The sequence below is a fragment of the Cohaesibacter haloalkalitolerans genome (genome assembly GCF_003574655.1).
Taxonomy (GTDB): Bacteria; Pseudomonadota; Alphaproteobacteria; order Rhizobiales; family Cohaesibacteraceae; genus Cohaesibacter; species Cohaesibacter haloalkalitolerans.
In genome coordinates this window covers 222,809-245,065 of record NZ_QNUM01000007.1, presented here as the reverse complement: position 1 = coordinate 245,065, position 22,257 = coordinate 222,809, and the positions used below count along the sequence as shown (strand labels likewise).

The following is a 22,257-nucleotide window of genomic DNA, read 5'->3' as shown; positions in this document are numbered from 1 at the left end:
TTTTGCGGCACTGGAATTTCCCGGTCCATTGACCGGCTTGACTGATACTGATGGAGAAGCCCCTTGTTGACGCGCCGCACCTTTCTGACCGCATCCCTCGCAGCCCCCATGCTGGCGCGACCGGCCCTTTCCGCCGAGGGGCCGATCAAGCTGCGTTATCTCTATGACCGCAAGGCCATTTCCGATCTGGCGAAGGCCAGTGTCGGTAAACGGATTGCCGTGGATGGCTATATGGCTCCGCCGCTCAAGGCCGAGAGCAATTTCTTCGTGCTCACCCGCAGGCCGATGTCGGTTTGCCCCTTCTGCGAAAGCGAAGCGGAGTGGCCGAACGACATTCTCGCCGTCTACACCAAGCGCATCGTCGATGTGGTGCCCTACAATGTGAAGATTGTGACCTCCGGCGTTCTGGAACTGGGAGCCTATGAGGATCCTGAAACCGGCTTCGTCAGCCTCGTCCGACTGATGAACGCAAGCTACGAGTGACCGATGGGCCTTCCTCTGACAATTTCCGGCCTTTCCGTTTCCAGCAAACGCGGCCGTCTGTTGCTGTCGGTGCCTGATCTGGACATGCCTGCCGGCTCCCTCGTCGGCATCGAAGGGGCATCCGGCGCAGGCAAATCGACGCTTCTCTATGCGCTGGCCGGGTTGCAGGAGGCCAAGGGCAGCATCCGCTGGGGCGATCAAGACCTTCTTGCGCTCAACGCCGGTGAGCGGGCCCGTTTCCGCGCCAATCGGATCGGCATGATCTTTCAGGACTTTCTGTTGTTCGAAGAGCTGGATGCAGGAGAAAACGCCGCCCTGACCGCGCTTTTCCGGCCTCGCCGCGAGCGGGCAACCCTCCGGGCCAAGGCTGCCGAAAGGCTCGATTTTCTGGGGCTGGGCGGAGAAACACGAGACCGCAACGTCGTCAGCCTTTCCGGCGGCGAACGCCAGCGCGTCGCCATCGCCCGGGCCATGGCCGCCGAAGCGCCGGTTCTGCTTGCAGATGAGCCAACCGCCAGCCTTGACCGGGCCGCAGCCGATCGGCTGATCGAGGATCTTGTCAATCTGACGCGCAGTAGCGGTACCACGCTGATCGCCGTCAGCCATGACCAGACCCTGATTTCGCGCATGGACCGCGTCCTGACCATCCGGGACGGTGCCATTGTCGCAGACCGAAAGGCCGCCCGATGATCGCCCTCTGGGAAAATCTGCCCGCGTTGACACAAGATATCCTGTTCACGCTGCTGCTGCTTTCGCCATCTTTTGTCGTTGGCGTCTTCGTGCTCCATGGTTATGCGCCTTGGCCGCTGGTCCGTGCCATTCTCTGGCGCTTCAGGGGATCCTCCACCCTGTTCGTGCTGCTGATCGCGATTTCAGTCGGCATGGGTATCGGCCTTCTGGCGCAGGAGAGGGGGCTCCGGCGGGGCACGGCGCACGCCGCCGACAAATTCGATCTGGTGGTCTCTGCCCCCGGCAGCGAAATGACCGTCATGATGGCCAGCGTTTTCCTCAAACCCTCCGACATGCCGCTGCTGGATGGCGAGACCTACAACGCGATTGCCAATCACGAGAATGTCTCGATTGCCGCCCCGCTGGCCTTTGGCGACAGCTATGGCACAGCGTCGGTCATCGGCACCACGGCGCAATTTGCCCGCTATCTCGCCGACGATCACATCGAGGGCCGCATGTGGCAGAGCGCCAATGAAGCCCTTGCCGGGGCGTTGGTTCCACTCGCGGTCGGGGACAGCTTCACACCGGCTCATGGCCACGGCGACAGCGCAGAAGAGGAGGCTCACGAGGGCGCCGATCTGGTGGTTGTCGGGCGTCTCGCTCCGACGGGCACCCCTTGGGATCGAGCTATCCTGGTTCCGGTCGAAATGGTCTGGACGGTGCACGGGCTCGGCACGGGCCATGATCCGCAGCATCGCGACCAGATCGGGCCACCGTTTGATCCGCAAACCTTTCCCGGCACGCCAGCCGTCGTCGTCCGCTCTGAAGCGCTCTGGGCCAACTATGCCTTGCGCTCAGAATTCACTCGCGACCGCGAAACCATGGCCTTCTTCCCCGGCGCTGTGCTGGCTCAGCTCTATCAGGTGCTCGGCGATGTCAGGCAGGTCATGTCGATCATGGCTGTGGTGACGCAGGTATTGGTGGCCGCAGCGGTTCTGTTGGGGCTGTTCATCATCTCGCGCCTGTTCCATCGCCAGATCGCGTTGTTGCGCGCCCTTGGGGCTCCGGCCCGTTTTGTCTTCTCGGTCGTCTGGTCATTCGGCGCGACGTTGCTTGTTGCGGGCTCGGCCCTTGGCCTGCTGGTTGGCTTCGGGTCTGCTGCAGTGCTGTCAAAGGTCGTGACCGCCCGCACCGACATTTTCGTCACCGCACCTCTGGGCATGAGCGAGCTTCACCTGCTGGCGGGCTTCGTCTCCATCACCCTGCTGCTATCCTTGTTGCCAGCGGCCATCGTGCTGCGCCAACCTGTTGTGCCCGGCCTCAGAGCCTGAGTTGAGAGGAAACTCCGATGATGAGAATTCTTGTTGTTGTCTTTGCCCTGTTGACTGCCTTTGCTGCCGTAGCGCAGGAGCAACACGACCATGATCATGATGACCATGTTTCCGAGCTTGCTGGCTTCCGGGCGGTTCATGCCTGGGCACGCGCCACCGGCTCTAACTCCGCCTTGATCTTCATGGAGCTGGAAAACGGCAGTGCTGCCCCTGTCACGATCTCCGGCGGGGAGAGCACCATGGCAGCGTCGGCAAGGCTCGTGGGCTTTGCTCTCAAGAACGGCCGGGAGGTCTGGCAGGATATCCCCGGTGTTCCCATCAAGCCCGGTCACGCGCTCCATCTGGAACCCCATGGTCTTGCCCTGCTGCTGGGCGGATTGTCCACTCAGCTCAAAGAAGGTGATGAGCTCAAGGCCAGACTGCACACGAGTCTTGGCGATCTGGATCTCCATGTCGAGATCGAGGGCGCGAATGCCACCCACCACAGTCACGCCGGGCACAGTCATTAGCCCCTTGGCAGGAAAAGCGCTGCCTGCCGTCTTTCTTTTTGGCTCGCACCGGTGATGCCTGAAAGTGCGGAAATGCATTTTTGAGGCGCCCAAAAATCGAGCTATGCATTTAACGCATGACAATCCTGTATTCTTGTATCTTTCTAAGTCAGTGCGATCGGCGCATAGTCCATTACACAAGAAGAAAAAAACAAACAGACAGAATAAAGGAATTGAATTATGAACTTCTTTAACCGCGCTTTTGAAAAAGTTATCTCTGCTCGTGAAGAACAGGCTCAGCGTTATGTAAACGAATACATGTCCGCTCATGGTCTTGAAGCTTCCGTAGACCTGACCGTCGATCCTCGTGGCTAATTGCCGCGAGGCTTCTCGGACGTTAGACAGGTGAAATACTGTCTGGTCGAGAGAGAAGATTGAAAGACGGGTGGAGATAAACCGTCTCAAATCAAACTCCTCAAAAACAAGCGGGCTCAGGCTCGCTTTTTTTGTGTCCTGTTTGTGAGGCATTGCGAATGCCTCACCGGCGCGACATCGCTTCCGCCTTGACGATCCACACCACAACAAAAAGTTGACCGCTGCAATTGCCAAGCGCCTCCACTGTTGTAGAGTGAGAGGACGCGGACATTCGTCTCGCGACCATCATGCCTTTTGAAAAGATCGAGCAGGAAGCTATGTCTAGAACAGTTTGGGTTACCGGCGCCGGGTCCGGAATTGGTGCCGCCATGGCACGGGGATTTGCAAATGCAGGCGACCGGGTCGCCCTGACGGCCCGCAGTCGTGACGCTCTGGAGGAAGTCGCCGCTTCTCTGCCTGAAGGCGCGGAGTATCTCGTCCTGCCCGGCGATATCACCGATCGTGAAGGCATGGTCGAGGCTGCCCGAACCATTGCCGACTGGGGCAACGGATTGCATGTCCTGTGCAACAACGCTGGCATGAATGTCACCAAGCGCAGCTGGGCGGACCTCGATTGGCCGAGTTGGGACCGGGTGTTGGAAGTCAATATCACCGGAGCGCTCAACGTCATCGCCGCCTGTTTGCCGATCATGCGCGCCCAGAAGAACGGCGTGATGATCCAGACATCGAGCTGGGCTGGCCGACACCATTATTCGATCGGCGGAGTGGCCTATGGAGCATCCAAGCACGCGCTCTCCGATATCTCCGCCAGCCTCAATGATGAGGAAGGCAAGAACGGTATCCGCTCGACGGCGCTGTGTCCCGCCGAAGTGGCAACGCCGCTGCTGGCCAAACGGCCTTATCTCGACAAGAGCATGCTGGCAACCATGATCCAGCCCGAAGACATGGCCCAGACAGCGCTCTATGTCGCCAACATGCCAAAAACCGTTGCCGTGCATGAAATCGTGCTGGCTCCTGTCCGCAGCTAGGCGACCATCGGGCGACGAAGCGGCTACCAGTCCGTCAAAGCCTGCTGATCCGATAATCCCACGGCGGGGCAAAAGGATTTGCCATCGCCATGGGACTTTTGCACACTGGGGCTGATCTTCAGGAGTGGGCACGATTCTGCCCGATTGACACAGATGGTGCCGGGTATGACGCTTACCATTGACGAAGCCCTTGCTGCGGCAAGGCTGGCGCAGCAGAACGGAAAGCTGCAGGAGGCTGAACGGCTTCTGTCTCAGGCGCTGAAAGCCCACCCTGACCACCCCGAAGCCAATCATTGCATGGGATCACTGGCAATTGCCGTGGCAAAGCCGGCTGAGGCGCTGCCGTTCTTTGGCGTAGCCCTCAAGGCCAATCCGCAAAACGCCCGCCACTGGTTGAGCTACGTCGATACCCTGTTGCAGCTCGACATGACCGACGAAGCCCGCAGGGCCATTGACACCGCCGGTCGGTTTGGCATCGCCGCCAACCAGTTCGCCTTCTTCGAGGCGCGCCTGCCCGATACGGGCAGGGAGCCGGGCAAGGAGAAGGAGGAGGGTGAGACTACGGGGAAGCCGGGTGAGGCGCGCGCCCTCAACAATGCGCAGCTGAACAGACAATTGAAACTGGCCAGCAAGAAAGCCAAAAGCGGCGCCCGGCAAGAGGCCATCAACATCTACTCAGGTATCCTTGCCATCTATCCGAAGAACAAGCGGGCGCTGGACGGGCTGGCCCAACTTGGCGTTACGGTCAACGCCAACGCCAATGCGGCCGGGAAGGTTGATCCACCCGCAGAACGCCTCACCGCATTGACGATGCTCATTGAAAACGGTCAGTTCGGCGAGGCTCAGCAGGCCGCAGCGACGCTGCGTCAAAGCTTCCCAAATTCGATTGTTCTTCTCAATATCGAGGGAACCGCCTTTGCCCGACTCAATCGCCATGACAAGGCCATCGCGTGTTTCCGTGCCGCTCTCGCAATCAACCCTGCGTCTGCCCGGGTGCACTATTATCTGGGTGCTGCCCTTGAGGATGCCGGTGATCTGGCGGCTGCCCACGACAGCTTCACCGAGGCGCTCCGGCTTGATCCGGGAGATGTTGGCACCCATTGCCAACTGGCCGCGATCAAGCGTTTCACGGAGGGCGACCCGCAAATCGCCGCGATGGAAACCCTGTTGACGGGCAAGGCTCTCTCGGACAGTCTCCGCAGCCGCCTGTCATTCGCTCTCGCCAAGGCCTATGAGGATGTCGGGGCGTTGGACAAATCCTTCCGCCATCTCAAGCAGGCCAATGCCCTGCGCTCAAGGTTGCTCGGTTATGACGCTGCGCAGGACAGGGAGCTGTTTGCCAATATCTACAAATATCACGCGTTGCTGGAGGCAAACCCGGCCGAGGTGCCTGCCTCAGACAGAAGCCCTGCCGGTGAGCCTGTTCCCATCTTCATCGTCGGCATGCCGCGCTCGGGCACGACGCTTGTCGAGCAGATCCTGTCCGCGCACTCGAGTATCAAGGCGGCAGGCGAAGTGGAACTGATGAGCCAGCTTGGCACAGCCATCACTCGCGAACAGAGCCTCCTTTCCTGCCAGACCATCCGCGACTTCCGGGCAATGTACAAATCGACCCTGCGTGACCGGGCCGGCGGCGGCGCGTTCATCACCGACAAGCTGCCGCAGAATTTCCGTTACATCAACCTCATTGCAAGGATCTTTCCCGAAGCCCGCGTCATCCACGTGGAGCGGGATCCGTTCGCTACTTGCTGGTCCAACTACAAGCAGAATTTCGTCACCAACGATCTGGGCTATTGCTACGATCTTGAAGATATTGTTGCCTATTATGCCCTTTACCGGGAGCTGATGGATTTCTGGTTCGGGCAGTATGCGGACAGGATCTATCGCCTTGATTACGAGCGGCTGGTCCGGGATCAGGAAACGGAGACCAGAAAGCTGGCCGCCCATGTCGGGCTGGACTGGGAGGTCGCCATGCTGTCGCCTCAGGACAACAGCCGTATTGCCCGCACAGCATCCCAGCAACAGGTCCGCAAGGGTGTCTACAAGGGCAGCTCCGGCCAGTGGCGAAAGTTCGAGCCCTTTCTTGCAGGAGCCTTTGAACCGCTCGGACAATATTGTTCAGAATCCGACGACTCATCCCGCAGTTGACCATATCGGCGGTTCTTGCATGCGCTCAAGAGGGGCGCAAGGGCCTCTCTGCGTCATGAAAAGGGGGCAAACAGACCTTCTGACACATACAAATGTCCCAATGCCGATGCTCTCGAATTGTGAACTCGAGGGGAAATTGGACTGCGTTGTAGATATCTCTGCGTGGGCACCTGCTATTCACTTTTGTGCGTTGAAGTTTGATTAAAAATTATGCATCATGTGCTTAAGTTGAAGGCAGTTTTTCAGTGCAGGCTTTATTCCTGCGATGACAAGTGCCATCAGCTGTTCCCCTCTGGAAGGTGATTGCACTGCGCCTTTGCGCAGTCTATACTTAATAGCCGAACTTTTGTTCGGCTATTTTTTTGTCTGCAATCCGGCGGCTGCCTCAGCCCCCGGACAGGGCAGGGCATCCCCATGTCCTCCCGGAGTCATGCGCGTCACAGAGGGCTGCCCATTCGATGGAAAGCTGCCGATAGGCTTCATGAGACGCCTGTTCGGAGGTGCATCCCGTCCTTCGCGCCCATCCTTCCACATCTAATATCGGGAATCACTGCAACAGCAGGCGTAAGAGACACGCCACCATTACCGTGTTCTTTCGGTTCCTATTGACAGGTTATGTCTGTGCATTGGCCCGTTATGTCCGCTCTATTAAAACGTATGTCTGATCATAATGAACGGCATTGTGACTCTCTGCCGGACAAGCGACGCAACACGCTTGGTTCGCCCCGCGATCTGTGGCTTTTCAATGGAACGACTCATGCCAGAACCGGCATGGAGACGCTTGAGAGTCCGAAACTCCGTCCTTAGTATGAAGCCTCCGATGCCATGAGAAGCCCTTCGGGAGATCGTTTCTCATCGCGGCATCCTGCCGAATTTTGCAAGGTCGATCGGGTTTGTTCAGGCCCGATTGAAGGAGACGCCGATGACTGATGCTGCCACCCCACCGTTCTTTGGACGCTTTTCGCTCGCCGGGCGGAAGGCCCTTGTCACCGGCGCCAGCCGCGGTATCGGTCAGGCGCTTGCCGTCGGGTTGGCAGAGGCTGGAGCGGATCTGGTGATCACCGCACGGCAGCAGGCAAGCCTCAAGGAAACGGCGGACAGGATTGCGGCCACGGGGCGCTCTGTCCAGTGCATCGCCTGCGACCAGCGGGATGTGGAGCAGATCCGCGAGACCATCGGCGCCATCGGCCCGGTCGACATTCTGGTCAACAACGCCGGTGTCGAGGATGTCTGTCCTGCCAAGGACATTGAGGAAGCGCTCTGGGACAAGATCATCGATACCAACCTCAAGGGCGCCTTCTTTACCTCCCAGGCCGTGGCAAAGACCATGGCAAAGGGGGGCGCGATCATCAATCTGGCCTCGCTGACCACCTTCGTTGGTGTGCCGACGGCGGTGCCCTATGGCTCCTCCAAATCGGGCATCGCGGGTCTGACGCGCGCGCTTGCAACCGAATGGGCGGGTGAGGGGATCCGGGTCAATGCCATTGCGCCGGGTTATTTCCGCACCGACATGACGGAAGTCTTCTACGAGAATGAAGAATGGGTCGAAGCGATGCAGTCGAAGATCCCTCTGGGACGCTTCGGTGAGCTTGATGATTTGATCGGTTCGGTTGTCTTTTTGGCCTCGGATGCCTCAAAATACATCACAGGACAAATTTTGGGCATTGATGGCGGCTATTTGGCCGCAATTTGAGCATTCCGAAGCCGTGCGGCAATTTCGAAAGGCTCGAAAAACATATATACATATTGGGCATAGGTCGCCACATAATGAGGGGGCAACCAAGGATTGCGATCAGGAAAAAGGTATGTTTATGAGTGATTTGCAGCTGGATAGCGCTTCCCGGGCTGAACGCTCCGTAGCGGTCAGCGTCCGTGGTGTGACCATGGATTTCGGGTCGGGCAGTCCGGCGGTGAAAGATGCGTCATTCGATGTCGAGACCGGGTCCTTCCTGACCATTCTTGGCCCTTCCGGTTCCGGCAAGACGACACTGCTGCGCATGATTGCCGGGTTCCAGAAGCCGACGCAAGGCACCATAACCATTGCCGGAAAACCGGTTGATGCCGACCCGCCCAACCGTCGCTCCATCGGCATGGTGTTCCAGAAGCTCGCTCTGTTCCCCCACATGACGGCTGCCGAGAATGTTGCCTTCCCGCTCAAGATGCGCCGCACCAATCCGGCAGAGATTTCCGGCAAGGTCGAGAAGTTCCTCAATCTGGTGAAGCTTGATGGCTATGCCGAGCGGCGTCCGCACGAATTGTCCGGCGGCCAGCAGCAACGTGTTGCCATCGCCCGCGCTCTGGTGTTCGAGCCTGAGCTGCTGCTGCTTGACGAGCCTCTGGCTGCCCTTGATCGCAAATTGCGCGAGGAAATGCAGCTTGAATTCCGCCGGATCCAGAAGGAGCTGGGGGTGACCACCATCAACGTCACCCATGACCAGCGCGAGGCCTTGGTGGTCTCGGACGACATCATCGTCATGGATCAGGGCCTGATCCAGCAGCACGACAGGCCGGTTGGCCTCTACCGTGCTCCCAACAATCTGTTTGTCGCCAGCTTCATCGGTGTCTCTACCTTCATTGACGGCACTCTGACGGCAGATGGCCTGAAGGTCGGTGATTTGCTGTTGCCGGGTTCGGCCACGCCAGAGGCAACCCTCGGAGCTCCGGCCCGTGGGGCCGTGCGTGCCGAACAGTTGCGCATCGGTGCCGGGCCCGAAGCATTGGCCGGGTGCGAGATCGAGATGGACGGGAAGGTTGAGGATGTGATCTTCGAGGGTGAGCGGCTGATCTATGTCGTTGGCTGCGAACGCGCGCCCGACATCAAGTTCCAGATCTACCACCACGATCCGCATAGCTTCGACATTTTCGAAATCGGCTCGCCGGTCAGGATCGGCTGGCACGGCAAGGATATGAAGATTTTCAATCACGACGCCTGACAATAGCAAGAAACAGGGGCACCCATTTATCATTTCCATAGGAGAAGGGAACATGGCGAATTTCAAGAATGGACTATCACGGCGCTCGGTGTTGCGCGCCGGTGTCGCAGGGGGTGGCGCGGCTCTTCTGAGCACGTTGCCGGGAACAAGGCTGTTGGCTGCCGAGCCGGCCAAGCCAGCCGAGATCATCGTTCGCGCCTGGGGTGGCGAATGGGTGGACGCTCTGAAGGCCGGTGTCTCCGATCCGTTCACCAAGATGACCGGCATTGCCGTGCGTCACGACCTGACTGAAGACAATGAGATCCAGCCAAAACTCTGGGCTGCCGTTGCCCAGAAGCGTGTGCCGCCGATCCATGTGAACTGGGACACCACCACCAACGCAACGAAGTCTGCGCTGCGTGGCGTCACCGAGGATCTGTCCGATCTCTCCAACCTCAAGAACACGCTGGATCTGGCAAAGCCGGTTGGCCTCGATGGCTATCCGATCGTCAACACCTATGGCTATGTCTATGTGCTGGCCTACCGCCCGGAAGCCTTCCCTGATGGCGCTCCGACCTCGTGGAAGGCGCTGCTCGATCCCAAGTTCAAGGGGCGCATCGCCCTCTATAACGACGGCATCGGCTTCCACTTCCCGGCACAGGTAGCCGGTGGCGGCAAGCTCGAAGACATTCCGGGCAACATGGATGCCTGCTGGAAATTCATTCAGGAGGTCAAGGCTCAGGAACCGTTGCTCGGCGAAGACCCGGACTTCACCAACTGGTTCCAGAACAACGAGATTGATCTGGCCTGCACCATTTCCACCAACGCGCTCGCTGCCAAGAAAAACGGCGTGAACATTGCCTGGACCGTGCCGGAAGAAGGCTGCAAGTTCGATACCGACGGTCTGTGGGTTCCCAAGGGGCTGCCGGAAAACGAGCTCTATTGGGCCAAGCAGTATATCAACTTCGCCATCACCAAGGATGCCCAGCAGATCTGGTGTAATGGCCTTGGCCTGCCGGGCGTCGTGCCGGGCCTGACGCCTCCTGCCGACCTCGTCGGTGATCCGTCCTATCCGGTCAAACCGGAAGATTTCGAGCATCTGATCCGCATCTCCAACAAGGTTCAGGTCGAGAACGAAAGCGTATGGTTCGCCAAGTTCAAGGAAATCATGCAGGGCTAACAGCCCGGAGGCTGCGCTCCGGTGCAGCCTCGGCAATCGCCTGCAAACATCCGGCCCGGACGTCAGCCCGGGTCCCGGGCAGGCTGGCAAGTCGAAGGAAGAAGCGCGCCGATGAACAATCCCACGGTCGACCGTACCCGGTTCCGCTATCCCCTGCGCTGGCGGGTCATGGACAGTCTTGAGGAAGGTGCCAGCCTCATCTGGCCCCGGTCGTTGAGCCGTCATACCGGCTGGCTGCTGCTGGCACCGGCCTTGCTGCTGGTTGGCATTCTGGTGCTCGGCCTTGTCCAGATCGCCGAAAGCTCATTGCATACGCTCGACACCTCGACCTATCTGCCCTCGGAAAACTATACCGGCGAGAACTATCTGACGATTGTTGAAAGCGCCACCTATCTGCGCATTCTCTGGCGCTCCCTGCTCGGTGCTGCGCTGACCGTCGTCTTCACGCTGCTGCTCGCCTTTCCCTATGCCTATATTCTGGTGCGGACGTCGAGCGCCCTTGTGCGCAAGGGGCTGCTGGTCATCCTGTTTCTGCCTTTCTTCATCGGCCAGGTGGTGCGCGCCTATGGCTGGCTGATCATTCTTGGCAATTCCGGTGCCGTCAACGAGGTTCTGGGGCTGGTGGGGGTGGAACCAATCCGCCTGCTGTTCAATTATCCCGCCGTCATCTTCGGCCTCGTGCAATATATGCTGCCCTTTGCCGTGCTGCTGCTGGCACCGGCCCTGACGGCCATTCCGCAGGAGATCGAAACCGCCGCCGGTTCGCTCGGGGCCAACTGGCTGCAGTCCCTGTGGTATGTGGTGTTGCCCATGGCCAAGCCGGGCCTCATCGGCGCAGGGTTGGTGGTCGCCACCCTTTCGCTCACCGACTTTGCCATGCCTGCCATGCTGGGGGGCGGCTCGCAGGATTTTATCGCCAATGCCATCTATGACCAGTTCTTCCGAACGGCCAATCAGGGGCTGGGTTCGGCACTGGCACTGGTTCTGGTGGCCATCGGTTCGCTGATTGTCGGGCTGGTCTTCATGATCTTCGGGGCTGGCACTCTTGGCATGGGGGCGAAGAAATGACCAGTTCATCGCAGAAGCTCATTTTCTGGACGCTCGTTGGCATCAGCATCATCACCCTGTCGATGCCGACCATCATCGTGCTTGGTGCCTCGGTCACCTCGGGCAACATCATCGCCTTTCCGCCCGATGGCTTCTCGCTCAAATGGTATGAGAAGATCGCCATGGCGCGCGAGCTGCGACTGGCGCTCTGGCGCTCGCTCATTGTTTCCACGGTCTGTGTCATTGTCTCTTTGCCCGTCGGCACGGTCGCCGGGATTGCACTGACGCGCTACCGACTGAAGTTCGTCAATCTCATCAATATCTATCTGCTGCTGCCCTTCACCGTACCGCTGATCGGGTCGGGCATCGGCATGATGCTGGTATTTGGTGAATGGGGCATTCTGGGCAATGTCTGGCCGGTCGGTGTTGCCTGCGCCGTCATCAACCTGCCTTTCGTCATCTGGTCGGTGTCCTCGTCGGCGGCGGCGCTTGACCGCGATCTGGAACTGGCTGCGGAGAACTGCGGGGCAGGGCGCATGGAGACCTTCTGGTACGTGACCCTGCCAGCCGTCATGCCCGGCGTTATCACCGGCGGACTGTTGATGTTCGTGCTGGCGATGACCGAGTTTCTGGTGTCCCTGCTGCTGACCGACGCGCGCACAGTGACGCTACCGGTGCAGATCTACAACAACATCCGCTCCATCATCACGCCGGATCTGGCGGCCATTTCGGTGGTCTTCGTGGTGATCGCGCTCATCGCGGTCTGGCTGCTTGACCGGTTGGTGGGGCTGGAAATCTTTCTCAAATCAAAATGATCAGAGGGGCGGTGAGGCGCTTCACTGCTCATGAAAGGAAAGTCGAATGACTGACGTGACCTACAAGGTTCTGGCCGATCTGTCGCCAGAAGAGCGCGCTGATCTGGTAAAGCGCTCTGAAACGGACCTGTCCTTCTTCATCGAGAAGGTCGGCCCGATCATCGAGGCCGTGAAGACCGAGGGCGATGCCGCTCTGGTGCGCTTTGGCACCGAGCTCGACAAGGCCAAGGGCCTGACGCTCGACAATCTCAAGGCCTCCGAGGAAGAGTTCGAGGAAGCTTTCACGCTGGTTGAGGAAGAGGTGATCGAGGCGATCCGCTTCGGCATTGCCAACATCCGCACCTTCCATGAAGAACAGGCTCCCGAGCCGATGTGGCTGAAGGAAGTGATCCCCGGCGCCTTTGCCGGTGACCGCTTCACGCCGATCGAATCCGTCGCCCTCTATGTGCCGCGCGGCAAGGGCTCATTCCCCTCTGTCACCATGATGACCACCGGCCCTGCTGTCGTTGCCAAGGTGCCGAACCTGGCCATCTTCACCCCTCCGGGACCGGACGGCAAGGTCGATGCCGCAACGCTGGTTGCCGCCCGTCTCGCCGGTGTCAGCACCGTCTATAAGGTCGGTGGCGCTCAGGCCGTCGCCGCAGCGGCCTTCGGCACCGAAACCGTCAAACGGGCCCAGAAAATTGTCGGTCCAGGCAGCCCGTGGGTGGTTGCCGCCAAGCGCCTGCTTTCCGGCGTGATCGATCCGGGCTTGCCTGCCGGGCCATCCGAAGTGATGATCCTTGCCGATGACACCGTCAGCGGTGGCTTGGCCGCCATGGATCTGCTGATCGAGGCCGAACACGGGCCAGACAGTTCCGCCTGGCTGGTGACCTCCTCCGAGCGGGTGGCCAAAGAGGCGCTTGAAGCCCTTCCGGGTCACTGGGCCAACATGACCGAACAGCGCGTCGAATTCTCCCGCACCGTGCTCACCGGCAAGTCCGGCGGCATCGTGGTCGCCCGCGACATGGATGACGCCTGCGCCTTCGTCAACGAATATGCGCCCGAGCATCTGGAGATCCTCTCCACCAAGGCCTTCGAATATCTCGGCTCCATCACCAATGCCGCCGAAATCCTGCTTGGCACCCATACACCGGTCTCTATTGCCAACTTCGCCCTTGGGCCGAACGCCGTGTTGCCGACCTCGGCCGGGGCCAAGACGTGGGGGCCGCTGTCGGTACAGGATTTCATGCGCCGCAGCTCCATCGGCTATGTCACGCCGAAGGGCTATCCCGACCTTGCCAAGAACGCCAAGATTCTGGCTGACTACGAGGGCTTCTCGTCGCATGCCAATGCGGTGAGCGAGCTGCGCAAGCAATATCTGGAAGACTAGAGAAAGGGCGAAGCGATGAAGTCGGTACGACTCTATGGCGTCAAGGATTTGCGGGTAGAGGATATTGCGCTTCCCGCTTCGCCAAACGCTGGCGAAGTGACCCTCAAGGTCAGCTTTGCAGGCATCTGTGGCTCTGACCTGCATAATTTCCGCACCGGGGAGTGGATCACTCGTGCCCCGTCGGTGGCCGGGCACGAATTTGCCGGCACCATCACCGCCATTGGCGCAGGCGTCAGCCATGTTGCCGTTGGTGACAGGGTGATTGTCGATAGCCGCCACATCTGCGGCACCTGTCGCAATTGCCGCGATGGCCTTGGGCAGGTCTGCGAAAACCTCGGCTTTCTCGGCGAGGTGATTGATGGCGGCTTCGCCGAAGCGGTCACTATCCCGGCCCGCAACGTGCTCAAGGCGCCCGATGGCGTACCGGACGAGCATCTGGCACTGGCTGAGCCGCTGGCAGTGGCGTTGCATGTGCTCAACAAGCTGAGGGCACCGGACGGGGCCGAGATCGTGGTCACCGGCTGTGGCCCGATCGGAGGCCTTGTGGCTTTGTTGGCCGCCCAGAAGGGCCATCCGCTGATTGTGGTGGACCGCAACAGCGCCCGCACCGAAGGCGTGGCTGCCATGACAGGGGCTCGCATTCTGGCACTGGATGGCGACTGGGGCAGCGAGCCGCCGCGCTATGGTGTCGATGCCACCGGTGCTCCCCAGGTGATCGCCAGCCTCGTTGGCAAACTCGCCCCCGGCGGTGCGCTGGCGATGGTCGGCATCGGCCATGGCGATCTGTCGGTCAACCCGGTGACGCTGGTGGAAAAGGAAATCGCGCTGGTCGGCGTCCATTGCTTTGGCGACAGCGAGCTCAGTAGCATCGCCGCCATGCTGCCCGCCTTGATGCCGGTGCTCGATCAGGCCATCGCGGCCATCGTGTCGCTTGATGAGGTGCCTGCCGCCTATGAACGCAATCTGGCCGGTGAGGTCTCTGGCCTCAAGACCCTTATCCGCTGTCAGGAGCAATGACTTGACCATGACCGCCTCTTCTTCCGCTTCCCGCACAGCCATGATCCGTGCTCTGGCGCTTGATGACATCAAGGCGGCAGAGGGCCAGCTCACGACGCTGCTCAACGAGCTGTTCTCCCTGCCCATCGAGGCCCTCAGGATCAACCTCGACAAATATTCCCTCAATTCCCTCAACGGCTTCTTCTCCTCCGAGGGGAAGGACTATTTCTTCAAGTTCCATCAGGAAGAGGGAGAAGAGGCGATGCGCGGCGAATATTACCGCGCTGACATTCTGGCCCACGCCGGGCTGCCGGTGGATCAACCGGTGCATATGTCGACCCTGCCCGGTGAGCAGGTGCTGGTCTATGCCCGCCGCTCGGATCCGCGCTTCTCGGACCTGCTCTATGAGCTGGATTTTGCCGATGACCCGGTCGCAGTAGCGCGGGCGGTTGAAGCCGAAGCGGACCTCAACGACCATCTGCTCGCAGTGGCCATCAACAGCCTGCACCCGATCACGCCTGCCCAATCGCGGGCAGAGCCCATCCATCGTCTGTTTCATGAACGGCTGATTGATCCTGAAACTGGTGCCTTCCCCGGCGGGCGCTACAAGCGCTTCTATGTCGGCAAGCGCTTTCTGCTGCCCGGTGGGCTGACCCTGACGTGGGAAGAGATTGCCCATGCCCGACCGGTTATCAATGGGCTTGCCTATCAGCGCTCCCTTGAGGAGATTTTCGTGCTGGCCCATCAGCGCTATCAGCCCGAAGCGTTGGCCGATGCCGGTGGCGTGGTGGCCCATGGTGACGCGCACAATGCCAATGTCTGGTATGAAAGGGGCAGCGACAAGGACCGCCTCTGTTTCTTCGATCCGGCCTTTGCGGGCAGCGACGTGCCTTCGCTGCTGGCCGAAGTCAAGCCGACCTTTCACAATGTCTTTGCCCATCCGCTCTGGCTCTACAGTGCCTCCATCGTGTCGGAGCGCTATGCCGCCTCCGTCCGGTATGAAGATGGCAAGCTCATTATCGACACGGACTGGCAGCCCTCAAGCCTTAGAAAGGCACTGCTGAAGGCCAAGGCCGAGCATTTCTGGAAGCCATGGCTCCGGCATCTCAAGAGCAAGGGCATGTTGCCCGATGACTGGGAAGATGTGGTGCGCATCGGCCTGTTTCTGTCGCCAACGCTGGTGATGAATCTCAACGCCGGTGAGGGGGCCGATCTGCACAATCCGGTGTCGTCAGCCATCGGTCTGGCGGTCGCCCTCAGTGCAGCATCGCGACCACTTGAAGGATCTGATCTGATCTCGGACTTCTTTGACAGCATCCGGCCCGACGGCGAGCCCTCCTGGCAGAGGCGCTAGCGGGTTAGCGCAGCAAGGCCTCTTTGAGGGAAAGAGAGTCTGTGGACCGCAGATCAAGGTCGGCCTCGATGTGATCGATATGGTGCAGGGTGAGCTCGGTGGCGCGCAGGATGTCCCCGGCTTCCAACGCGTCCAGAATGTCGGAATGATCGTCATTGCCACAGCTGGAGGTGCCGCTGCGGCCATAGAGGGCGATCACCAGAGACGAACGGGCAATCAGTTCGTCCATGAATTTCCGCAGGATCAGGTTGCCAGCCACATCGGCCAGCATCAGGTGAAAATCGCCGGACGCCTTGATCTCCTCACGACGCGCCTGCGCACCGCGGTTCGCCTTCAGCAGGGTTTCCTTTTCGAGCTGCTGCCGGAACGCAGCGAAATCCTCTGATGTCATCCGCTCGGCTGCCGACTGAATGATGCCGGTTTCGATGAGGCGGCGGGAGGTGAAGATCTGGCGGGCTTCCTCCGGCGAGGGATTGGATACAAAAGCCCCCTTGTTGCGCTCGCTCGTCACCAGCCCTTCGAAAGTCAACATCTGCAAGGCAGAGCGCGCCACGGTGCGGCTGACATCATAAAGCGCACCGACTTCTGCCTCGGACAGTTTGGCGCCCGGGGACAGCCGACGATCAACGATCGCGTCGCGTAAGGAATCGCGAATGACCTTGGCCCGGTCCTCCTGATCCGCATGCAGGTTGGAAGTCTTGAGGTTTTTCATAGCCACATTCTGTTCTGCGTTTTCTCGTTTATGCCGCTAATCCGCGCTCCATGCAATAGAGTGCTCTATGGTTGTTATAGGGCGATTTAAGATGGAACGCAAATTGGTAATAATATTGTATACGATCTCAGTTTAAATAGAATTCAATCGCATTATTTTTGTGCATTCACTTGCGCGAAATTTAAGCATACGCAAAATTACGATTTTGGCCAAATTCCTCATCGGATCGAAAAATGGAATGATTTCATTCTGTTAACTTTTTTCCTGATTTTGGCACGGCAATTGCTACCTCTTATGGGAGTTCACAAAAGGGAGTGGCCATGAGCAACGCAGCTGAAATCGAACTTGCGTCTGTGACCAAACAGTACGGCTCCACCGTTGCGGTTGACCGGATCAGCCTCAAGATTGCCGCCGGAACCTATTCCTGCCTGCTCGGTCCTTCCGGCTGTGGCAAGTCGACCACCCTGCGCATGATTGCCGGGCACGAGGCCATCAGCGATGGCGACATCGTGTTTGCCAACAAGGTGGTCAATGATCTGCCTCCGGCCAAACGCGGAACGGCCATGATGTTTCAGTCCTATGCCCTGTTCCCTCATCTCGATCTGGTCGACAATGTTGCCTTCAGCCTCAAGATGAAGGGTGTGGACAAGGCCAAACGTCGCGCCGAGGCATTGGAAATGCTCTCGCGCATGCAGCTGGAAGCCTATGCGGATCGGCGGCCCGAGCAGCTTTCCGGTGGCCAGCAGCAACGAGTCGCCCTGGCACGCGCACTGATCACCAAGCCGCAGGCGCTGTTGCTGGACGAGCCGCTCTCGGCGCTCGATCCCTTCCTCAAGATCCAGATGCGTGCTGAGCTGAAAAGCCTGCAGGCATCCCTCGGCATGACCTTTGTCCATGTTACCCACTCTCAGGAAGAGGCCATGGCGCTGGCCGATCTGATCGTGGTGATGAATGATGGCCGGATCGAACAGGCCGCCTCCCCACGTCAGATTTTCGAGAAGCCGGCGACACCTTTCGTCGCCCGCTTCATGGGCAATCACAACGTGATCTCCGGTCGTATCTCCGCCCGCGAAGGCGAACGCATCACGCTGGAAACGGCGGGCGGCAGCCATTTCATAGGGATTGGAGATAAGGCGGCAGCGGTGGAAACCGCCTCCATCGCCATCCGTACCGATCATGTGCGGCTGGCTGACGAAGCAACCCCCGGCTTCGGTTTTTCCGGCTTTGTGACCAATGTCGAAGACCTTGGCGCAACGGTCAAGCTTTCGGTGCAGGGCGCCGGAATCGAGACCTTCACCATCGTCCTCAGGGACGCAGACTATTTCGCAAAGCCGGTCAGGACCGGTGATGCGGTTCATCTTTCGTGGGCGGAAACTGACACAGTCGTCCTCGGCGAAGTCAATGCATCATAAACAAGCACCTCACAGGGATCTAAACGGGAGTTACACCATGTCTGAGAAGACCACCAAACCATCCGGCATCAGCCGCCGCAGCCTTCTGAAAACCGGCGCAGCTGCCGCTGGTGCAGCCCTCGGTTCGGGCGCTATCACCGGCTTCCCGACCATCTGGGCGCAGAACCCGATCACGCTTCGCCAGATCGGCACCGGCGTTTCCAACATCAACGCCATCGCTCAGAAATGTAAGGAAGATCTCGGCATCACGCTGGAAATGACAGCACTGGATTCCGACTCAGCCGCCCAGCGCGCCGTGACCCAGCCCAATTCCTACGATATCGCCGATATCGAATACTGGATCCTGAAGAAGGTCTTCCCGGCGGGCGTCATCCAGCCGATGGATACCAAGAAGCTGACCTATTATGACAAGATCGTGCCGCTGTTCAAAAACGGCAAACTGACCCCGGACAGCGTCATCGCACAGGGCACCGCACCGCACACCGTTGGCTATGTTGAAAGCAAGGATGCCAAAACCTTTGCCAAGGGCGAGACCGAATGGTTCACCATGGTCCCGACCATCTACAACGCCGACACGCTGGGCATCCGCCCGGACCTCGTGGGCCGTGACATCACCACATGGGCCGACATTCTCGACCCCGCCTTCAAGGGCAAGACCTCCATCCTCAACATCCCGTCCATCGGCATCATGGATGCTGCGATGATAATGGAAGCCGCAGGCGAGATCAAATATGCCGACAAGGGCAACATGACCAAGGCAGAGATCGACAAGACCATCGACTTCATGATCAAGGTCAAGCAGGACGGTCAGTTCCGAGCCTTCTGGAAGAGCTTCGATGAATCGGTCAACCTGATGGCATCCGGCGAAGTGGTCATCCAGTCCATGTGGTCTCCGGCTGTGGCTGCCGTGCGCTCCAAGGGTATCGCCTGCAAATATCAGCCGCTGAAGGAAGGCTATCGTTCCTGGGGTGGCGGTCTCGGTCTTGCCGCTCACCTCAGCGGTGCGCAGCTTGATGCCGCCTACGAATATATCAACTGGTACACCTCCGGCTGGGTTGGTGGCTACCTCAACCGTCAGGGCTACTATTCCGCCTGCATGGACACCGCCAAGCAGTATATGTCCGAAGACGAATGGGGCTACTGGATCGAAGGCAAGGCCGCACAGGGCGACATTCTCTCGCCGGAAGGCAAAATCATGGAGAAGGCCGGAGCCATCCGTGATGGCGGTTCGTTCCTTGAGCGCATGGGCCATGTTGCCTGCTGGAACTCCGTGATGGACGAAGACCGCTACATGGTTCGCCGCTGGAACGAATTCATTGCGTCCTGATCGGCGGAATTGACGGCCGAAAATCCCTCAACGGCCCAATAGGCCTCTTCCCGGTCCTGCACCGGGGGGAGGTTGGTGACAGAACGAGACGCAGCAACAGGAAGTCGGCACAGATGAGTGACGCAGAAGCCAACGCACCCAAAGCCCTTTTCTCCGCCCGATCCTTTTCGATCGCCTCTGTGTCTGCCTATCTGCAGGCGCTGCCGCTGGCGATCATTCTGGGAGCCTTTCTGCTGCTGCCGATCATGATGATCGTGGTGGTCAGCTTCTGGGATTATGACTTCGCCAGCATGTATCCCGATTTTGTGACCTTCAACTATGGCGAAACGCTTGGTTCCTGGGTGACCTGGAAGACCTATCTCAACACCCTGAAATATGCCGTCATCGTCTGGGCCATCACGCTGGTCATCGGCTTCTGGGTGGCCTATTTTCTGGCGTTCCATATCAGAACGGCCACCATGCAGACCCTGATGTTCCTTGTTTGCACGGTGCCTTTCCTTACATCCAACATCATCCGGATGATTTCATGGATCCCGGTGCTCGGGCGCAATGGGCTGGTCAACACGGCGCTGGTCAACATGGGGATTGTGCCTGCGCCGGTCGAGTGGCTGCTCTATTCCGATTTTGCGGTGGTTCTGGCCATGGTCCACCTTTACAGCCTGTTCATGGTGACGCCGATCTTCAACACGCTGATGCGCATCGACCGCTCGCTGGTGGAAGCGGCGCGGGATGCTGGCGCTTCGGGCTGGCAGATCCTGACCAATGTCATCATTCCACTGGCCAAGCCCGGCATGGCCATCGGCACGATTTTTGTCGTGACCCTCGTCATGGCTGATTTCATCACCGTACAGGTGATGTCTGGCGGCCAGAGCGCCTCGGTGGCGCTGATGATGAAGAACGAAATGTCGCTGCTGCAATATCCCGCCGCTGCTGCCAATGCCGTCATTCTGCTGACGCTGGTCCTGATCATGGTCGCAGGTATCCTGCGCATCGTCGACATTCGCAAGGAGCTCTGAGATGATAAGCGAAAAACGCGGTCGCGAGTTCTACATTCTGGCAGCCTTCTTTGGCCTGTTCGTGCTGTTCCTTTACGGGCCCCTGTCGGCGGTCTTCATCCTGTCCTTTCAGGGGCCGAACGGTGGCCTGACCTTCCCGCTCAACGGGGTGTCGCTGCACTGGTTTGCCAACCTGTTCGAAACCCAGGCCGTGGGTGACTTCGGCGGATCTTTCTTCCGCTCCTTCACGCTGGGGCTGATGGTGATGGTGGTCACCGTTGTCGTCTCGCTTCTGGCCGGGCTTGCCTTCCGCCGCAAGTTCCGTGGCGCAACAGCGCTGTTCTACCTCGCCATTGCCAGCCTTGTGGTGCCCTCGATCATCATTTCCCTCGGCATCGGTGTGCTGTTCCAGCAGTTCGGCTTTCAGCCCGCCTGGTACAGCTCGGCCTTTGGCGCTCACCTGACCTGGACCCTGCCGTTCGGCGTGTTGATCATGTTCGCCGTCTTCAACCGCTTTTCTCCCTCCTATGAAGAGGCGGCACGGGATCTGGGCGCCAGTGCCTGGCAGAGCTTTGTCCACGTGCTGCTGCCGATGATCGCGCCAAGCCTGATCGGTGTCGGGCTGTTCGGCTTCACCCTGTCCTATGACGAGTTTGCCCGTACGCTGATGACTTCCGGCACCTACAACACCCTGCCGCTCGAAATTTTCGGCATGACCACCAACGTAACCACGCCCGTGCTCTATGCCCTTGGAACCGTGACGACCCTGTTCTCGCTGCTGATCATCGGCACGTCGATCGGCTTCATTCTCTCCATGAACCGCCGTCGCAGGCGCAAGTAGGAACCGGATCGATGAAGATTTGCGTGATCAACCCCAACACGACCAGTTCCATGACCGCGACCATTGCCGATGCTGCCAGAGGCGTCGCAGAACCGGCAACGGAGATCGTTGCCGCCACAGCCTCCACCGGGCCGGTCTCCATCGAGGGCTATTATGACGAGGCACTGGCGGTGCCCGGGCTGTTGATGGAGTTGGCAAGGGCTGAGAAACAGGGGGCCGAGGCCGCTATCATCGCCTGCTTTGACGACACGGGCCTCGATGCTGCGCGGGCGCTGGCGAACATCCCGGTGCTCGGCATCTGTCAGGCGGCCCTTGCTTCGGCTGCCTTCATCGCCCAACGCTACACGGTGATCACCACCATGGAGCGATCTCGCATTCCCATCACCGAGCTGGTGCGGCGCTATGGCCACGCCGAGCGTTGCAATGTGCGGGCGGCGGACATTTCCGTCCTGTCGCTGGAAGATCCGAACTCAAACGCACGGGACAGGCTGCGCAGCGAAATCGCCACCTCACTGCTTGAAGACCGCACGGAAGCCATCATCCTTGGCTGTGCGGGCATGGCTGAACTGGCGTCCAGCCTCAGAGCCGAATTCGGCTTGCCGGTCATCGATGGCGTGGCAGCCGCCGTTAAGCAGGCCGAAGGGCTCGTTGCGCTCGGGCTTTCCACCTCCAAGCAGGGGGCCTATGCTGCCCCCGTCACCAAACCCTTCACCGGCATGCTCTCAAGCTTTTCACCCGCAACCCTTGCCGGATCCTGAACCTCTGTATGCAA

At 59.4% G+C, this 22,257-nt stretch carries 21 protein-coding genes; 20 read left to right on the top strand and 1 reads right to left on the bottom strand.

Annotated elements, in window-relative coordinates:
- Positions 1 to 63 precede the first annotated feature (63 nt).
- The 15 genes from DSL70_RS18135 (at position 64) to DSL70_RS18070 (ending at position 16,198) form a co-directional block, all read left to right on the top strand.
- Entirely contained in the window at positions 64 to 483 is a 420-nt protein-coding gene (locus tag DSL70_RS18135) for a hypothetical protein (RefSeq protein WP_119309375.1), read from the top strand.
- Between the two features lie 3 nt (positions 484 to 486).
- Positions 487 to 1,173, top strand: a complete 687-nt coding sequence (locus DSL70_RS18130) for an ABC transporter ATP-binding protein (protein WP_119309374.1) — start codon at positions 487 to 489, stop codon at positions 1,171 to 1,173.
- A gap of 26 nt (positions 1,174 to 1,199) precedes the next feature.
- On the top strand, positions 1,200 to 2,483 hold the full coding sequence (locus tag DSL70_RS18125; protein WP_205563328.1) for an ABC transporter permease: 1,284 nt from the start codon (positions 1,200 to 1,202) through the stop codon (positions 2,481 to 2,483).
- 17 nt (positions 2,484 to 2,500) lie between these two features.
- On the top strand, positions 2,501 to 2,992 hold the full coding sequence (locus DSL70_RS18120) for a copper chaperone PCu(A)C domain-containing protein (protein WP_119309372.1): 492 nt from the start codon (positions 2,501 to 2,503) through the stop codon (positions 2,990 to 2,992).
- Between the two features lie 219 nt (positions 2,993 to 3,211).
- Complete coding sequence (locus DSL70_RS22770) at positions 3,212 to 3,346, top strand: hypothetical protein (RefSeq protein ID WP_280955359.1); 135 nt, start codon at positions 3,212 to 3,214, stop codon at positions 3,344 to 3,346.
- Between the two features lie 317 nt (positions 3,347 to 3,663).
- Positions 3,664 to 4,374 carry an SDR family oxidoreductase gene (locus tag DSL70_RS18115; RefSeq protein ID WP_245418268.1) on the top strand — a complete coding sequence of 237 codons (711 nt, stop codon included), beginning with the start codon at positions 3,664 to 3,666 and terminating at the stop codon, positions 4,372 to 4,374.
- A gap of 165 nt (positions 4,375 to 4,539) precedes the next feature.
- A complete protein-coding gene (locus tag DSL70_RS18110; RefSeq protein ID WP_162916887.1) occupies positions 4,540 to 6,522 on the top strand; it encodes a tetratricopeptide repeat-containing sulfotransferase family protein in 1,983 nt (660 codons plus the stop codon).
- A 922-nt stretch (positions 6,523 to 7,444) separates the two neighbouring features.
- Positions 7,445 to 8,215, top strand: a complete 771-nt coding sequence (locus DSL70_RS18105; RefSeq protein WP_119309369.1) for an SDR family NAD(P)-dependent oxidoreductase — start codon at positions 7,445 to 7,447, stop codon at positions 8,213 to 8,215.
- A gap of 118 nt (positions 8,216 to 8,333) precedes the next feature.
- Positions 8,334 to 9,455: an ABC transporter ATP-binding protein gene (locus DSL70_RS18100; RefSeq protein ID WP_119309368.1), complete on the top strand. Its 1,122-nt coding sequence runs from the start codon at positions 8,334 to 8,336 to the stop codon at positions 9,453 to 9,455.
- 52 nt (positions 9,456 to 9,507) lie between these two features.
- A complete protein-coding gene (locus DSL70_RS18095) occupies positions 9,508 to 10,614 on the top strand; it encodes an ABC transporter substrate-binding protein (RefSeq protein ID WP_119309367.1) in 1,107 nt (368 codons plus the stop codon).
- Between the two features lie 111 nt (positions 10,615 to 10,725).
- Positions 10,726 to 11,682, top strand: a complete 957-nt coding sequence (locus DSL70_RS18090; protein ID WP_119309366.1) for an ABC transporter permease — start codon at positions 10,726 to 10,728, stop codon at positions 11,680 to 11,682.
- A complete protein-coding gene (locus DSL70_RS18085) occupies positions 11,679 to 12,476 on the top strand; it encodes an ABC transporter permease (protein WP_119309365.1) in 798 nt (265 codons plus the stop codon). Before DSL70_RS18090 ends, DSL70_RS18085 begins: the two co-directional genes overlap by 4 nt.
- A 46-nt stretch (positions 12,477 to 12,522) precedes the next feature.
- The gene (gene hisD, locus DSL70_RS18080; RefSeq protein WP_119309364.1) at positions 12,523 to 13,848 is read left to right on the top strand and encodes a histidinol dehydrogenase; all 1,326 of its coding nucleotides are present in this window, start codon (positions 12,523 to 12,525) and stop codon (positions 13,846 to 13,848) included.
- Between the two features lie 15 nt (positions 13,849 to 13,863).
- Complete coding sequence (locus DSL70_RS18075; protein WP_119309363.1) at positions 13,864 to 14,865, top strand: zinc-dependent alcohol dehydrogenase; 1,002 nt, start codon at positions 13,864 to 13,866, stop codon at positions 14,863 to 14,865.
- Between the two features lie 40 nt (positions 14,866 to 14,905).
- The gene (locus DSL70_RS18070) at positions 14,906 to 16,198 is read left to right on the top strand and encodes a hypothetical protein (RefSeq protein WP_162916891.1); all 1,293 of its coding nucleotides are present in this window, start codon (positions 14,906 to 14,908) and stop codon (positions 16,196 to 16,198) included.
- A 4-nt stretch (positions 16,199 to 16,202) separates the two neighbouring features.
- Here DSL70_RS18070 and DSL70_RS18065 read toward each other — a convergent pair whose 3' ends face one another.
- Positions 16,203 to 16,910: a GntR family transcriptional regulator gene (locus DSL70_RS18065; RefSeq protein WP_119309362.1), complete on the bottom strand. Its 708-nt coding sequence runs from the start codon at positions 16,908 to 16,910 to the stop codon at positions 16,203 to 16,205.
- Between the two features lie 320 nt (positions 16,911 to 17,230).
- Between DSL70_RS18065 and DSL70_RS18060 the strand changes: the two genes are divergently transcribed.
- The 5 genes from DSL70_RS18060 (at position 17,231) to DSL70_RS18040 (ending at position 22,243) form a co-directional block, all read left to right on the top strand.
- The gene (locus DSL70_RS18060) at positions 17,231 to 18,322 is read left to right on the top strand and encodes an ABC transporter ATP-binding protein (RefSeq protein ID WP_119309361.1); all 1,092 of its coding nucleotides are present in this window, start codon (positions 17,231 to 17,233) and stop codon (positions 18,320 to 18,322) included.
- Between the two features lie 37 nt (positions 18,323 to 18,359).
- The gene (locus DSL70_RS18055; protein WP_119309360.1) at positions 18,360 to 19,649 is read left to right on the top strand and encodes an ABC transporter substrate-binding protein; all 1,290 of its coding nucleotides are present in this window, start codon (positions 18,360 to 18,362) and stop codon (positions 19,647 to 19,649) included.
- A 113-nt stretch (positions 19,650 to 19,762) separates the two neighbouring features.
- The gene (locus DSL70_RS18050; RefSeq protein WP_119309359.1) at positions 19,763 to 20,665 is read left to right on the top strand and encodes an ABC transporter permease; all 903 of its coding nucleotides are present in this window, start codon (positions 19,763 to 19,765) and stop codon (positions 20,663 to 20,665) included.
- A 1-nt stretch (position 20,666) separates the two neighbouring features.
- A complete protein-coding gene (locus tag DSL70_RS18045; RefSeq protein WP_119309358.1) occupies positions 20,667 to 21,485 on the top strand; it encodes an ABC transporter permease in 819 nt (272 codons plus the stop codon).
- Between the two features lie 11 nt (positions 21,486 to 21,496).
- Complete coding sequence (locus tag DSL70_RS18040) at positions 21,497 to 22,243, top strand: aspartate/glutamate racemase family protein (protein ID WP_119309357.1); 747 nt, start codon at positions 21,497 to 21,499, stop codon at positions 22,241 to 22,243.
- Positions 22,244 to 22,257 lie beyond the last annotated feature (14 nt).

Coding starts and splice junctions, on each gene's coding strand:
- DSL70_RS18130 (WP_119309374.1), top strand. CDS start 487: ATGGGCCTTCCTCTGACAATTTCCGGCCTTTCCGTTTCCAGCAAACGC.
- DSL70_RS18120 (WP_119309372.1), top strand. CDS start 2,501: ATGATGAGAATTCTTGTTGTTGTCTTTGCCCTGTTGACTGCCTTTGCT.
- DSL70_RS22770 (WP_280955359.1), top strand. CDS start 3,212: ATGAACTTCTTTAACCGCGCTTTTGAAAAAGTTATCTCTGCTCGTGAA.
- DSL70_RS18115 (WP_245418268.1), top strand. CDS start 3,664: ATGTCTAGAACAGTTTGGGTTACCGGCGCCGGGTCCGGAATTGGTGCC.
- DSL70_RS18110 (WP_162916887.1), top strand. CDS start 4,540: ATGACGCTTACCATTGACGAAGCCCTTGCTGCGGCAAGGCTGGCGCAG.
- DSL70_RS18105 (WP_119309369.1), top strand. CDS start 7,445: ATGACTGATGCTGCCACCCCACCGTTCTTTGGACGCTTTTCGCTCGCC.
- DSL70_RS18100 (WP_119309368.1), top strand. CDS start 8,334: ATGAGTGATTTGCAGCTGGATAGCGCTTCCCGGGCTGAACGCTCCGTA.
- DSL70_RS18095 (WP_119309367.1), top strand. CDS start 9,508: ATGGCGAATTTCAAGAATGGACTATCACGGCGCTCGGTGTTGCGCGCC.
- DSL70_RS18090 (WP_119309366.1), top strand. CDS start 10,726: ATGAACAATCCCACGGTCGACCGTACCCGGTTCCGCTATCCCCTGCGC.
- DSL70_RS18085 (WP_119309365.1), top strand. CDS start 11,679: ATGACCAGTTCATCGCAGAAGCTCATTTTCTGGACGCTCGTTGGCATC.
- hisD (WP_119309364.1), top strand. CDS start 12,523: ATGACTGACGTGACCTACAAGGTTCTGGCCGATCTGTCGCCAGAAGAG.
- DSL70_RS18075 (WP_119309363.1), top strand. CDS start 13,864: ATGAAGTCGGTACGACTCTATGGCGTCAAGGATTTGCGGGTAGAGGAT.
- DSL70_RS18070 (WP_162916891.1), top strand. CDS start 14,906: ATGATCCGTGCTCTGGCGCTTGATGACATCAAGGCGGCAGAGGGCCAG.
- DSL70_RS18065 (WP_119309362.1), bottom strand. CDS start 16,910: ATGAAAAACCTCAAGACTTCCAACCTGCATGCGGATCAGGAGGACCGG.
- DSL70_RS18060 (WP_119309361.1), top strand. CDS start 17,231: ATGAGCAACGCAGCTGAAATCGAACTTGCGTCTGTGACCAAACAGTAC.
- DSL70_RS18055 (WP_119309360.1), top strand. CDS start 18,360: ATGTCTGAGAAGACCACCAAACCATCCGGCATCAGCCGCCGCAGCCTT.
- DSL70_RS18050 (WP_119309359.1), top strand. CDS start 19,763: ATGAGTGACGCAGAAGCCAACGCACCCAAAGCCCTTTTCTCCGCCCGA.
- DSL70_RS18045 (WP_119309358.1), top strand. CDS start 20,667: ATGATAAGCGAAAAACGCGGTCGCGAGTTCTACATTCTGGCAGCCTTC.
- DSL70_RS18040 (WP_119309357.1), top strand. CDS start 21,497: ATGAAGATTTGCGTGATCAACCCCAACACGACCAGTTCCATGACCGCG.